Origin of the sequence: Actinomadura sp. WMMA1423 (assembly GCF_006547145.1) — a bacterium.
Lineage (GTDB): Bacteria > Actinomycetota > Actinomycetes > Streptosporangiales > Streptosporangiaceae > Spirillospora.
Window position 1 is genome coordinate 1,796,436 of sequence record NZ_CP041244.1, and the last position, 12,214, is coordinate 1,808,649.

General features: G+C 73.1%; 11 protein-coding genes. 3 read left to right on the forward strand and 8 right to left on the reverse strand.

The features are described from left to right. Window positions 1–93 precede the first annotated feature (93 nt). The gene (locus tag FKD65_RS08305; protein WP_141576913.1) at window positions 94–843 is read left to right on the forward strand and encodes an HAD family phosphatase; all 750 of its coding nucleotides are present in this window, start codon (window positions 94–96) and stop codon (window positions 841–843) included. After that, entirely contained in the window at window positions 840–3,239 is a 2,400-nt protein-coding gene (locus tag FKD65_RS08310; protein ID WP_141576914.1) for a glycoside hydrolase family 65 protein, read from the forward strand. The genes FKD65_RS08305 and FKD65_RS08310 overlap by 4 nt, the downstream gene beginning before the upstream one ends. 36 nt (window positions 3,240–3,275) lie before the next feature. On the opposite strand, the gene soxR is transcribed toward FKD65_RS08310, so the two are convergent. From soxR to FKD65_RS08345, 7 genes are all read right to left on the reverse strand, one after another. Then, window positions 3,276–3,842: a redox-sensitive transcriptional activator SoxR gene (gene soxR, locus FKD65_RS08315; RefSeq protein ID WP_205718604.1), complete on the reverse strand. Its 567-nt coding sequence runs from the start codon at window positions 3,840–3,842 to the stop codon at window positions 3,276–3,278. 100 nt (window positions 3,843–3,942) lie between these two features. Next, on the reverse strand, window positions 3,943–4,521 hold the full coding sequence (locus FKD65_RS08320) for an HdeD family acid-resistance protein (RefSeq protein ID WP_141576916.1): 579 nt from the start codon (window positions 4,519–4,521) through the stop codon (window positions 3,943–3,945). Window positions 4,522–4,673: 152 nt separating this feature from the next. Further along, complete coding sequence (locus FKD65_RS08325) at window positions 4,674–6,491, reverse strand: phosphoenolpyruvate carboxykinase (GTP) (RefSeq protein WP_240810027.1); 1,818 nt, start codon at window positions 6,489–6,491, stop codon at window positions 4,674–4,676. A 177-nt stretch (window positions 6,492–6,668) separates the two neighbouring features. Then, the gene (locus FKD65_RS08330; RefSeq protein ID WP_141576918.1) at window positions 6,669–7,757 is read right to left on the reverse strand and encodes an ABC transporter ATP-binding protein; all 1,089 of its coding nucleotides are present in this window, start codon (window positions 7,755–7,757) and stop codon (window positions 6,669–6,671) included. Beyond that, complete coding sequence (gene modB / locus FKD65_RS08335) at window positions 7,754–8,587, reverse strand: molybdate ABC transporter permease subunit (protein ID WP_141576919.1); 834 nt, start codon at window positions 8,585–8,587, stop codon at window positions 7,754–7,756. Before modB ends, FKD65_RS08330 begins: the two co-directional genes overlap by 4 nt. Next, window positions 8,584–9,363: a molybdate ABC transporter substrate-binding protein gene (modA, locus tag FKD65_RS08340; RefSeq protein ID WP_240810028.1), complete on the reverse strand. Its 780-nt coding sequence runs from the start codon at window positions 9,361–9,363 to the stop codon at window positions 8,584–8,586. The genes modB and modA overlap by 4 nt, the downstream gene beginning before the upstream one ends. Before the next feature lie 9 nt (window positions 9,364–9,372). Then, window positions 9,373–9,780, reverse strand: a complete 408-nt coding sequence (locus tag FKD65_RS08345) for a molybdopterin-binding protein (protein WP_141576920.1) — start codon at window positions 9,778–9,780, stop codon at window positions 9,373–9,375. Between the two features lie 176 nt (window positions 9,781–9,956). On the opposite strand from FKD65_RS08345, the gene FKD65_RS08350 reads away from it, so the two are divergent. Then, window positions 9,957–11,006 (forward strand): alpha/beta hydrolase, encoded by a 1,050-nt coding sequence (locus tag FKD65_RS08350; RefSeq protein WP_240810029.1) that lies wholly within the window; start codon window positions 9,957–9,959, stop codon window positions 11,004–11,006. Window position 11,007: 1 nt separating this feature from the next. Here FKD65_RS08350 and FKD65_RS08355 read toward each other — a convergent pair whose 3' ends face one another. Beyond that, complete coding sequence (locus tag FKD65_RS08355) at window positions 11,008–12,132, reverse strand: nucleoside 2-deoxyribosyltransferase domain-containing protein (RefSeq protein WP_141576921.1); 1,125 nt, start codon at window positions 12,130–12,132, stop codon at window positions 11,008–11,010. Between the last annotated feature and the right edge of the window lie 82 nt (window positions 12,133–12,214).

Sequence of the window (12,214 nt, forward strand, 5' to 3'; positions counted from 1 at the left end):
TTCGAGCGCCCGGGACCCGCATGTCCGCGCTCGGCGCGGGAAAGGGGCGCGCTTAAGGATCTACTTCGATGGTGCCACTTACCAGGGGGTGCGATGCTGGGACTGCCGGACGAGGCGGCCGCGTGTCTGTTCGATCTCGACGGTGTGCTGACCCGCACCGCCGCCGTGCACGCGGCGGCGTGGAAGGAGATGTTCGACGGGTTCCTGCGCGAGCGGGCGGAGCGGGCCGGTGAGCCGTTCACCGAGTTCGACCCCGTGCGCGACTACGGGAAGTACGTCGACGGCAAGCGGCGCGAGGACGGGACGCGCTCGTTCCTGGAGTCGCGCGGGATCACGCTGCCCGAGGGCGATCCGGACGACCCGCCCGAGAAGGAGACCATCCGGGGTCTCGGGAACCGCAAGAACGCCCTCGTCCTGAAGATCATCGAGGAGAAGGGCGTCGAGACGTTCGACGGCTCGATCGACTACGTCCGCAAGGCGCGCGAGGCCGGGCTCAAGACGGCCGTGGTCTCCTCCAGCGCCAACACCGTCCAGGTCCTGCGGACGGCGGGCATCACCGACCTGTTCGACGCGCGGGTGGACGGCGTCGTCGCGGCGGAGCGGGACCTGCCCGGCAAGCCCGCGCCCGACACGTTCCTCGCGGGCGCCGAGGAGCTCGGCGTCCCGGCCGCCAAGGCGGTGGTCTTCGAGGACGCGCTCGCCGGCGTCCAGGCGGGGCGGGCCGGGAAGTTCGCCTACGTGGTCGGCGTCAACCGCGTCGGCGACGAGCACGCGAAGGCGCTCGCCGAGCACGGCGCCGACGTGGTGGTCGACGACCTGTCCGAGCTGCTGGAGGCGCCGTGAGCGAGCGCGACGGCCAGACCGGCGCCGACCGGCCCGTGTTCTCGGTCGAGCCCTGGTGCGTGCGGGAGCCGGAGCTGCGGCTCGACCGTATCGCGCAGACCGAGTCCGTGTTCTCCCTGTCCAACGGGCACGTCGGCATGCGCGGCAACCTCGACGAGGGCGAGCCGCACGGGCTCCCCGGCACCTACCTGAACTCCTTCTACGAGCAGCGCCCCCTGCCGCACGCCGAGACCGCCTACGGCTACCCCGAGATGGGCCAGACGGTCATCAACGTCACCAACGGCAAGGTGATCCGGCTGCTCGTCGACGACGAGCCGCTCGACGTGCGCTACGGCCGCCTCCACCACCACGAGCGCATCCTCGACATGCGGGCGGGGACGCTCACCCGGCAGTTGGAGTGGACCTCCCCGGCCGACAAGAGGATCAAGGTGACCTCGGTCCGGATGGTCTCGCTCGCCCAGCGGGCCGTGGCGGCGATCTGCTACGAGGTCGAGCCGGTGGACGAGGCGGTCCGGGTGGTCGCCCAGTCGGAGCTGGTGGCCAACGAGGCGCTGCCCGGCGGCGGCAAGGACCCGCGCGCCTCGGCGATCCTGAGCAGCCCGCTCGTCGGCGAGGAGCACGTCGCCAACGGCACCAAGGTGCTGCTGCTGCACCGGACCCGGCAGAGCGGCCTGCGGATGGCCGCGGGGATGTCGCACGACATCGAGGGCCCGGAGTCGATGGCGATCGACACCGAGAGCTCCAAGGACGTGGGGCGGCTGACGGTCGCGACGCGGCTGGAGCCGGGGCAGCGGCTGCGCATCGTCAAGTACATCTCCTACGGGTGGTCCAGCCGGCGGTCGCGCCCGGCGCTGCACGACCAGGTGGTCGGGGCGCTGGCCGGCGCGCGGCAGACCGGCTGGCAGGGCCTGCTCGACGAGCAGCGCGAGTACCTCGACGAGTTCTGGGAGGGCGCCGACGTCGAGGTCGACGGCGACGCCGAGATCCAGCAGGCGGTCAGGTTCGGGCTGTTCCACGTCCTGCAGGCGGGCGCCCGCGCGGAGCGCCGCATGATCCCGGCCAAGGGGCTGACGGGGCCCGGCTACGACGGGCACACGTTCTGGGACACCGAGACCTTCGTGCTGCCCGTGCTCACCTACACCTCCCCCGGCGCCGCGGCGGACGCGCTGGCGTGGCGGCACATGACGCTGCCGCTCGCACGGGACCGTGCCAACCAGCTCGGGCTGGAGGGCGCCACGTTCCCCTGGCGGACGATCCGCGGGCACGAGTGCTCGGGCTACTGGCCCGCGGGCACGGCCGCGTTCCATATCAACGCCGACATCTCCGACGCCGTCGTCCGGTACGTGGACGCCACGCAGGACGAGCAGTTCGAGCGGGAGATCGGCCTCGACATCCTGGTCCAGACGGCCCGGCTGTGGCGGAGCCTCGGCCACCACGACGTGGGCGGCGTGTTCCGCATCGACGGCGTCACCGGCCCCGACGAGTACAGCGCGGTCGTGGACAACAACGTCTACACCAACCTGATGGCGCGCCGGAACCTCCAGGAGGCCGCCGAGACGGCGATGCGCCACCCGGACGTCGCCGACCGGCTCGGCGTGAACGCCGAGGAGGCGGCGTCGTGGCGGGACGCGGCGGCGGCGATGCTCATCCCCTACGACGAGCGGCTCGGCGTCCACCCGCAGAGCGAGAGCTTCACCAACCACGCCCGCTGGGACTTCTCCGCGACCAAACCCGACCACTACCCGCTCCTGCTCAACTACCCCTACTTCGACCTCTACCGCAAGCAGGTGGTCAAGCAGGCCGACCTGGTGCTCGCGCTGCACCTGTGCGGGGACGCGTTCACCGACGAGCAGAAGGAGCGCGACTTCGCCTACTACGAGGGCCTGACCGTCCGCGACTCCTCGCTGTCGGCGCAGACGCAGGCGGTCGTCGCCGCCGAGGTCGGCCAGCTGGAGCTGGCGCACGACTACCTCGGCGAGACCGCGCTGATGGACCTGCACGACCTCAACCACAACACCCGCGACGGGCTGCACATCGCCTCGATGGCGGGCGCGTGGAGCGGGCTCGTCGCCGGGTTCGGCGGGATGCGGGCGGGCAAGGGCACGCTCCGGTTCGCGCCGCGGCTGCCCGGCGGGATCAGCCGGCTGGCGTTCCGGATGCGCTACCGGGGCAACCGGATCAAGGTCAGCGTGACCGGCGAGTCGGCCCGCTACGAGCTGCTGGACGGCCGGGGCCTCACGCTGTGGCACCACGGCGAGCGGTTCACCCTCGCCGACGAGCCCGTCGAGCTGCCCATCGAGCAGATCCCGGTGCGCCCGGCGGTGACGCAGCCCGCGGGGCGGGAGCCGGCCCCTCGGCGCATCGACCCGCACGGCCGCGACCCGCGCCGCCGCTAGCGCAAAGGCGCTGGACGGCGCCGCCAGGCGGGTTCGCTAGGCGGGGCCGTCCTCCGGAGGGCAGGGGCCCGCGCAGTCGTCGTCGTGCTGCGCGGGCCGCGCCCCGCCGGCCGTACTGAGTGCGGGCTCCCCGGCACCGTCGCGGGCGAGCAGCCGGCGCGGGCCCGGCCCCTCGTCCCCAAGCCGGTCGTAGGGGTTGGCCAGCGCGCACTTGTTGATCGACAGGCAGCCGCAGCCGATGCAGTCGGTGAGGTCGTCGCGGAGCCGCTCCAGCTGCCTGATGCGCTCGTCGAGGTCGCTGCGCCACGCCTCCGACAGCCGCGCCCAGTCGGCCACCGTGGGGGTGCGCTCCTCGGGGAGGGTGGCGAGCGCGTCGCGGATGTCGCTGAGCGGGATCCCGACGCGCTGCGAGACCTTGATGAACGAGACCCGGCGGAGGGTGTCGCGGCCGAAGCGCCGCTGGTTGCCCGCCGTGCGGCGGCTCCTTATCAGGCCCTTGGACTCGTAGAAGTGCAGCGCCGAGACGGCCACGCCGCTCCGCTCGGCGAGCTGCCCGACGGTCAGTTCGTGCACCCGGTGCTCCAGCCGCGTCATGCACCGCATCCTACGCGTTCCTCAACCGCGGTTGAGGTTGTGCGGAATGGCCCGGCGGACCCGGCCGTGCCGCCGGGTCCGCCTTGCTCCGCCGGGTGCGGCGACCCGGTCAGTAGTGGGCGGCTGGACTCGTCCCGCCGCCCCGGCGCTCGGCCGCATGGCCGATGCTGCGCATCCGGAACGCCGCACCGAGCATGGCGGCGCCGACCAGGATGGCGAGCAGCCCGATCAGCCAGACGATGGCGAGCGCGCCGGAGACGGGCCAGGCGAACAGCAGGATCCCGAAGATCACCGAGACGACGCCGGTGAGCGCGTACGTCCATTCGCCCCTGAGTTCCTTGCGCAGGGCGAGCGCGACGGCGATCTCCAGTACGCCGGTGGCGACCGCCCAGGCGGCGATCAGCATCAGCAGGACGAAGGCGGTGATGCCGGGCCACGCCAGCGCCGCGACGCCGAGCGCTATCCCGGCGAACCCCACGAGCGCCAGCAGGCCGCGCGGAGCGCCGGAGGTGCCGCGGATCGCCTGCCCCACCGCGAACACGCCGTCCACCAGGGCGTACACGGCGAACACGACCACGAGGGCCCAGACCGTGATGCCCGGCCATACCCAGGCGATGATCCCGAAGATGATCGCGAAGATGCCGCGCAGGGCGAGCACCCACCAGTGGCGCGTCGTCTGGTCCGACATTCGGGCCTCCCGGAGAATCTGACTTTCTCCAGTGTGGGCCGACGGTCCTGTGCGAAAGGCCAAGGCCGGTCGCGAACTTCGCAAAGCTCGCAAACTTCGCAAAGCTCGTGACCGGGCCATGGTCCCGACCGGTCCCCGGTCGCGGCCGCGCGTCAGTGCTCCAGGCGGCGCACCAGGTCGTTGTACTCGTCCCACAGCGCCTTCGGCGTGTGGTCGCCGAACTTCTCGAAGAACTCCGGCACGAGGGCGGCCTCCTGCTTCCACACCTCGGTGTCGACCGACAGCAGCGTCTCCAGGTCGGCGTCGTCGAGGTCGAGGCCCTCGGTGTCGAGCGCCTCCCTGGTCGGCAGGTGCCCGATCGGGGACTTCACCGCGTCGGCCTTGCCGTTGAGGCGCTCGACGATCCACTTCAGCACGCGGCTGTTCTCGCCGAAACCGGGCCAGATGAACCGGCCGTCGGCGTTCTTGCGGAACCAGTTGACGTAGTAGATCCGCGGCAGCTTCTCCGGGTCGGTCGCCTTGCCGATCTCCAGCCAGTGGCCGAAGTAGTCGCCCATGTTGTAGCCGCAGAACGGCAGCATCGCGAACGGGTCGCGGCGCAGCTCGCCGACGGCGCCCTCGGCGGCGGCGGTCTTCTCGGACGCGACGTTGGCGCCGAGGAACACGCCCTGCTGCCAGTCGAACGACTCGGTGACCAGCGGCACGGCCGAGGCGCGGCGGCCGCCGAACAGGATCGCCGAGATCGGGACGCCCTTCGGGTCCTCCCACTCGTCGGCGATGATCGGGCACTGCCCGGCCGGGGTGGTGAAGCGGGCGTTCGGGTGGGCGGCCGGGCCGGTGGAGTCCGGCGTCCAGTCGTTGCCCTTCCAGTCGGTCAGGTGCGCGGGCGGCTCGTCGGTGAGGCCCTCCCACCACACGTCCCCGTCGTCGGTGAGGGCCACGTTGGTGAAGATGCTGTTGCCCCAGAGCGTCTTCACGGCGTTGGCGTTGGTGCTCTCGCCGGTGCCGGGCGCGACGCCGAAGAAGCCGGCCTCGGGGTTGATGGCGTACAGGCGGCCGTCGTCGCCGAAGCGCATCCAGGCGATGTCGTCGCCGATCGTCTCGACCTTCCACCCGGGGATGGTCGGCTCCAGCATGGCGAGGTTGGTCTTGCCGCACGCCGAGGGGAACGCCGCGGCGACGTACCGGGTCTCACCGGTGGGCGGCGTCAGCTTCAGCACGAGCATGTGCTCGGCCATCCAGCCCTCGTCGCGGGCCATCGTCGAGGCGATGCGCAGCGCGTAGCACTTCTTGCCGAGCAGCGCGTTGCCGCCGTACCCGGAGCCGTAGGACCAGATCTCCCGGGTCTCGGGGAAGTGCGTGATGTACTTGGTGGAGTTGCACGGCCACTTGACGTCCTCCTGGCCCGGCTCCAGGGGGGCGCCGACGGAGTGGACGGCCCTGACGAACGACCCGCGCTCCTCGATCAGCCGCAGCGCCCCCTCGCCCATCCGCGTCATGATCCGCATGGAGACGGCGACGTAGGCCGAGTCGGTGATCTCAACGCCGAGCTGGGAGATGTTGCCCCCGAGCGGGCCCATGCAGAACGGCACCACGTACATGGTGCGGCCCTTCATACAGCCCTCGAAGAGGCCGTTCAGGGTCTCCCTCATCTCGGTGGGCGCGATCCAGTTGTTCGTGGGGCCGGCGTCCTCCTGCTTCTCGGAGCAGATGAACGTCCGGTCCTCCACGCGGGCGACGTCGGTGGGGTCGGAGGCCGCGTGGAAGCTGTTGGGCCGCTTGGCCGGGTCGAGCCGCGTCAGGGTGCCCTGCTCGACGAGGAGACCGGTCAGGCGCTCCCACTCCTCCTCCGAGCCGTCACACCACTCGACCCGGTCGGGTCGGGTCAGCTCGGCGATCCCGCGTACCCACTCAATCAGTTCGGTATGGCCGGTAGGGGCCTGGTCGAGGCCGGGGACCTGGTTGGACACGGGCGTCTCCTTCAGCTGTTCGCAGGATGTTTGCATGATGAACAAGACCCGTCGTTTTTGCCATTTGGTCTGGACCAATCCCGTCCGCTTTTGGGGCATCGTGCCCGTTTTTGTGAGGGATATCACCGGCGTCGCCGCCGGGAGGCGGCACGGAGCCGTCCCTCGGCGTGGGCGTGCTCAAGCTGGGTAAACGTGGGTCTCCGTGGCCTTCACGGCCGCCCATATGGGGCTGCCCTCCGACAATTGGAGCTCCGCGACGGCCGCCGGAGTGACGTCGGCGACGGCGTCGAAAGGCGGTCCCGACAGCCGCACCCGCACGCGGTCCCCGTGCCGTTCGATCGCGCCGACGCGGCTGCGCCAGAGGTTGCGCGGGCTGCCGTCGGGGCGGCTCCGGTAGAGCGCCACCGAGGATGGCGCGAAGGCGATGAACACCTCGCCTTCGAGTGAGTCGACAGTGTCGAGGGTCGCGGCGCCGTCGCCCAGGGCGACCGTGCCCGCCTCGGCCCTGCCCCGGTAGAGGTTCAGCCCCACCAGGCGCGCGACGTAACCGGTGCGGGGGCGGCGCGCCACGTCCGCCGGCGTCCCCTCCTGGACGAGCCGGCCGCCCTCGACGACGGCGATGCGGTCGGCGAGCACCATGGCGTCCAGCGGGTCGTGCGTGACGAGCACGGCCGCGCCCTCGAACCCGGCGAGGTGGCGGCGGAGCGCGACCCTGATCTCCAGCCGGGTGTGCGCGTCGAGCGCCGCGAGCGGCTCGTCCAGCAGCAGCAGGCGGGGGTCGACGGCCAGCGCGCGGGCCAGCGCGACCCGCTGCGCCTGCCCGCCCGACAGGGTCCGGGGACGGGCGGAGGCGTACTCGGCGAGCCCCACCCGCTCCAGCCAGCCGGCGGCGGCGCGGCGCGCGGCGCGGCGCCCGGCGCCCTGGCAGCGCGGCCCGAAGGCGACGTTGTCCAGCGCCGTGAGGTGCGGGAACAGCAGGTAGTCCTGGAAGACCATGCCGATGCCGCGGCGGTCGGGCGGCAGCGCGCGCAGGTCCGCGCCGTCCACCCGGACGTGCCCGCCCGCCATCGGGACGAGCCCGGCCAGGGCGCGCAGCGCGGTGCTCTTGCCGGCGCCGTTCGGGCCGAGCAGCGCCACGACCTCGCCCGGCCCGGCGGTGAGCGCGAGATCGAGGTCGAACGCGGCGCGGCGGACGACGAGCCGCGCGTCCAGACCCTGCGCCCCGCCCTCCGGCCGTGCCCCTTCCTTCCCGCCGTGCCCGCTCATCTGGTGCCGTCCAGCCACCGGTCCCGGAGCGCGGCCAGCACGATGACCGAGACGGCGAGCAGGACCAGGCTGAGCACGATCGCCGCCTGCGGGTCGGTCTCCAGAGCCAGGTACACCGCGAGCGGCATCGTCTGCGTCCGGCCGGGGAAGTTGCCCGCGAACGTGATCGTCGCGCCGAACTCCCCGAGCGCCCGCGCCCAGCACAGGATCGCCCCGGCCGCGACGCCGGGCGCGACCAGCGGCAGCGTGATCCGGCGGAAGATCGTCCAGCGGCCCGCGCCGAGGGTCGCGGCGGCCTCCTCGTAGCGCAGGTCGGCGGCGCGCAGGGCGCCCTCCACGCTGATCACCAGGAACGGCATCGCCACGAACGCCTCGGCGAGCACGACGCCCGCGGTGGTGAAGGGGAACGTCAGGCCGAAGGAGCGGTCCAGCCACCCGCCGACCAGCCCGCGCCGGCCGAGCACGAGCAGCAGCGCGACGCCGCCGACCACCGGCGGCAGCACCAGCGGCACGGTCACCAGGGCCCGGACGAACCGGACGCCGGGGAAGCGGACCCGGGCGAGCGTCCAGGCGAGCGGGACGCCGAGCAGCAGGCACAGGCAGGTGGCCAGCGTCGCGGTGAGGAGGGAGAGCCTGAGCGCCTCCAGGACCTGGGTCTGCACGAGCCGGGTGCCGAGCGTCGACCACGGCGCCCTGACCAGCAGGCCGAAGAGCGGCAGCACCAGGAAGGCGAGCCCGAGCAGCCCGGGCACGAGCAGCGCCCACGGCGGCCGGCCCGGCAGCCGGTCGGCCTCCCCCGCGTTCCGGGACGCCTTCCGCGGGCGCGTCACGGCAGCTCGAAGCCCGCCCCGCCCAGCGCCGACCTGCCCTGCCCGCCGGTCACCAGCCCGATGAACTCCTTGGCGAGCGCGCTGTGCGGCGCCTCGGCGACCTCGACGATCGGGTAGTCGTTGATCGCCTTCGCGGCCTCCGGGAACTCGATGCCCGTCACCTTGCCCGACGCGGCCTTCACGTCGGTGCGGTAGACGAGGCCGGCGTCGGCCTCCCCCAGCCCCACCTTCGTCACCACGGCCTTGACGTCCTGCTCGCGCGACACCGGCTTCACCTCGACCCCGGCCGCGTCCAGGGCCGTCCCGGCGGCGGCGCCGCACGGCACCTGCTCCGCGCACAGGACGACCTTCAGCCCCGGCCTGCCGAGGTCGCCCACCTTCGCGACCTTGCCGGGGTCCCCCTTCGGGACGGCGATGACCAGGCGGTTTCGGGCGAACACCCGCGGCTGCCCGGACGCGTCCCCCGCGGCGGTCACCGTCTTCATGGTGGTGGGGCTCGCGGCCGCGAACACGTCCGCCGGGGCACCCTGCGTGATCTGCTGGGCCAGCGTCGAGCTGCCGCCGAACTGGAACCTGACCTTCACGCCGGGGTGAGCGCCCTCGAACGTCCTACCGAGCGCCGTGAACGCCTCGGTGAGCGAGGCCGCGGCGAAGACCGTCAGCGTCTCGCCGTCTCCCGCCTTCCCCGCCCCGGAGGAGCCCTCGTCGGCGACGTCGCCGCAGCCGGCCAGCACGGTGAGCGACAGGACCGCCATCGCGGTGGTGCGCTTGAACACGTTCTCTCCTCAGCCCTGGTCCGGCACTTCGACGACGACGTTGGTGGACTTCACGACGGCGTCGGCGACCACGCCCGCCTCCAGGCCGAGTTCGTCGGCCGCCTCGCGGCTCATCAGCGACACGACGCGGAACGGTCCCGCCTGGATCTCGACCTGCGCCATCACGCCGTCCCGGACGACCTCGGTGACGATCCCGCGCATGCGGTTGCGCGCCGAGGAGAAGCGCTCGGCGTGGTCGGCGGGCCCGCTGCCGCGTGCCTGGTCGCGCACGAAGGCGGCCAGGTCCGCGCCCGGCACCCGCCGGTGGCCGTGCTCGTCCCGGGAGGCCGGGAGGCGGCCGCCGTCCACCCATCGGCGGACGGTGTCGGCGCTGACTCCGAGCAGCGCGGCGGCCTCGCTGATCCTGAACGTCGTCACCCGGTCAAGCCTAGCCAGACGCACATGCGAGAGGAAGAGTCACGCTGTATCAGCTAATACAAGGCATTTCACATCAACGCCCTCGTATATGCGGTCCGGCACCTCCCCACCTTCCCCGCGGCTCGCCCCGAATGTCACCATCTACTTACATCCCCGTCCGCGAGGAGGACCCCCCCGTGACAGCTCAAGGCGAGACGGCGCAGGACCAGACGGCTCAGGGCAGCACTGAGCAGGGCAGCATGGCGCAGGACCGCACGGGGCGAGGACCCGCGACCCTGGTGATCGAGCGGCACGGGACGGCGAGCCTGCGCTCCCGGGCGGTCTCGGCCGGCGTCCGGCGCCTCGTCCGGCCCGGTCTCGCCCGGTACGCGGGCCGGCCGTTCGACGAGGCGGCGCTGCGGCGCGCGGCGCTCATCGACCGGCTCGCGGCGCGGGCCTGGACGCCGCGGCGGATCCGCGTGGAGAAGGTCCGCTTCGACGGCTTCGGCGCGGAGTGGGTGGGTACGCCCGGCGCCGCACCGCCCCGGGACGAGGCGATCCTGTACCTGCACGGCGGCGGCTGGATCGCCTGCGGCCTCAACACCCACCGCCGGATGATCGCCTCGTTCGCCGCCGCGTCCGGCGTCACGGCGCTGTCGGTGGACTACCGGATGATCCCGGCCGTCCCCTTCGAGCGGGAGGTGGAGGACTGCGTCACCGCCTACCGGTGGCTCCTGGAGGACCGGGGCATCGACCCCGGACGCATCGTGATCATGGGCGACTCGGCGGGCGGGCACCTCACCTTCGCCACGGCGCTGCGCGCCCGCGAGGAGGGGCTGCCCATGCCGGCCGCGCTCGCGGCCCTGTCCCCCATGCTCGACATGGACCTGACGAGCAAGCTCGCGCACGCCAACATGGGCCTCGACCCGTCCGACCCCGGCGGGCTGCTGGAACGCCTCGTCGAGGGGTTCCTCGGCCATCTCGACCTCACCGACCCGGCGGTCTCCCCCGTCCGCGCCGACCTCGCGGGCCTGCCGCCCGTGCTGCTCACGGCGGGGTCCACCGAGCTGCTGTACTGCGACTCCGAGCTGATGGCGCGGCGGCTCGCCGAGGCGGGCGTCCCGGTCACCCTCCAGGTGTGGGACCGCCAGCTCCACGTGTTCCAGATGTTCGGGCCGTACCTGCCCGAGTCGCGGGCGGCGGTCGCCGCGCTCGGCGCGTTCGTCCGCGACGCGCTGGACGGCTGAGTCAGCGCGCCTCCAGCAGCGCCTCGGCGATCATCCCGAGGTTGGCGGCGTCCACGAGCCCCTCCCGCCTGATGCGCCCGAAGGCGGCCACCTCGACGTAGGTGCGCTCGCCCGCCTCCGCCACCCCGTACGGTCCGGCGCCCCGGAGCCGGTCCAGCTCGGCGGCGGTGACCTCGGCGGAGAACAGGTGGGCGCGGTGCGCGCTCAGCGTCGCGTTCACCTGCCGGGACCGGTGCGCGCGCAACCGGCCGGGCTCCAGCTCCAGCCCGGTCTCCTCGGCGACCTCGGCGAGCGCCACCTCCGGCGGCCGGCCCTCCCCCGAGCCGCCCGGCAGCTCGTGGACGGCCCCGCCCGCGCTCCGGAACTCCCGGACGAGCACGACCTCCGTCGCGTCGAGCGTGGCGCCGGGCCGGTACAGCACGACGGCGGAGACGTCCGGGCGCCCGATGACGATCTCGTTGTCCTTGACCCGGTCCTCGGCGGCGACGCGGACCCGGACGTGCAGGCCCCAGCACACCCCGAACCGGAACACGACCCGCGCCCCGAGCAGCTCGTCGCCCGCGGCCCGCCGCCCCGCGTACCAGCGCTGGAAGGCCGCGTCCCGCCACAGCACCAGCGGGATCTCGCGCTCGCCGCCCGCCCGGGCCGCGCCCGCGCCGATCCGGCCCAGCGCCGCCGCCACCGTCTCCGGCAGACCGTCGGCCGTCGGCACCGCGGACTTCTCCGCGTAGTGCAGCAGGTAGCCGTTCCTCGGCGCGTCCCGCGGCGCTCCGAAGACCACCCGGCCGCTGTCGTGCCACATCCCCCACTCCACGTTCGTGGTGAAGGCGGGCATGGTCGCGAGGTCGCGCGGGACCCAGAAGACGACCTCGTCGGCCAGGTGCAGGGAGCTCTCCTCCCACTCGATCTGGCCGCCGTAGTCGTCGTAGCGGCCGTCCCTGTGCTCGGGATCGAACACCACGAGCCGCCCGCCGCCCGACCAGCGCGCGCGGAGCTCGGCGTGGGCGTCCGGCCGCCACGAGGCGACGCCGGGCGCCCGGGGCGTGGGGCCTGCGAGGAAGACGGCGGCGTCCCAGCGGTCCGGCGGCTCCTCCCGCGCGTGGACGACGATGACGTCGTTGCCCATGCGGCACCTCCCCTCCGCTCGTGTGGACCGCCCGCTTACGGGTAAACGCTGTTCATAACAGAATCCCACGCCCGGTCAGGAG

Bases quoted from the DNA above. Each gene is read 5' to 3' on its own strand.
- FKD65_RS08330 (WP_141576918.1), bottom strand. From the start codon at position 7,757: ATGAGCGGGCACGGCGGGAAGGAAGGGGCACGGCCGGAGGGCGGGGCG.
- soxR (WP_205718604.1), bottom strand. From the start codon at position 3,842: ATGCGGTGCATGACGCGGCTGGAGCACCGGGTGCACGAACTGACCGTC.
- FKD65_RS08355 (WP_141576921.1), bottom strand. From the start codon at position 12,132: ATGGGCAACGACGTCATCGTCGTCCACGCGCGGGAGGAGCCGCCGGAC.
- FKD65_RS08305 (WP_141576913.1), top strand. From the start codon at position 94: ATGCTGGGACTGCCGGACGAGGCGGCCGCGTGTCTGTTCGATCTCGAC.
- FKD65_RS08320 (WP_141576916.1), bottom strand. From the start codon at position 4,521: ATGTCGGACCAGACGACGCGCCACTGGTGGGTGCTCGCCCTGCGCGGC.